Origin of the sequence: Dyadobacter linearis, assembly GCF_907165045.1 — a bacterium.
GTDB classification, from domain to species: Bacteria; Bacteroidota; Bacteroidia; order Cytophagales; family Spirosomataceae; genus Dyadobacter; species Dyadobacter linearis.
Map to the genome: position 1 here is coordinate 1 of NZ_CAJRAU010000024.1, position 688 is coordinate 688.

1 protein-coding gene is annotated in these 688 nt (G+C 43.9%); it reads right to left on the reverse strand.

The window, feature by feature from the left end; all coding sequences use genetic code 11:
- Nucleotides 1-126: 126 nt before the first annotated feature.
- Entirely contained in the window at nucleotides 127-621 is a 495-nt protein-coding gene (locus KOD92_RS27345; RefSeq protein ID WP_215236788.1) for a helix-turn-helix domain-containing protein, read from the reverse strand.
- Nucleotides 622-688 lie beyond the last annotated feature (67 nt).

Sequence of the window (688 nt, forward strand, 5' to 3'; positions counted from 1 at the left end):
TTTGTGCGTCTTGATATTTGCTGGCCTCAGCGCTATTTTTAATATGGTAGTAGAAATTACTCCTGGGCATTTTAAAAAGGTCCAAAAGTAATTCAAGCGGGTATTTCTGCCTTAACCCATGGATTGTCAACGCTTTTTCTTCTGCGCAACTTCCTTTTCGCGGATTAAGGCATCCAGCTTTTTTAGCAAGTCATTTTCTGCCCTTAGCCGTAAGTTCTCGTTTTCGAGCTCTTCCAATCTGGTCAACGGGCCGTATCTCTTTATGATTTTGGGTTTGCTTTTCATAGACCTTGGCCTGCCACGGGCCGTGCTAAAACCATCTATACCAAACTGCTCATACTGCCTGATCCAGCCCGCTAATGTACTGGGGCTGGGAATCCGGTACTTGAAGCAGCATTCACCCAAAGATAAGCCACTACTTTGATAAACCAGAACTACCTCTTGTTTATACTCCCTTGTGTAGCTTTGCTCGCCAGGCGGCAAAAGGCCTTCAATACCTTGTTGACGATAATGCCCCACCCACTTTTTTAACAACGACCGAGTTATGCCTCCAACTTTGGCCAAACCCGTATAACTACCGCCATTCAAATAAGCCTTAACAAGCCTAAGCTTAAAATTCAAACTGTGTTTTTTGTAATTAACCATAAAAATGCCCCCAAGAAGTGTCTAACTTTTTGGGGGCAGTGCA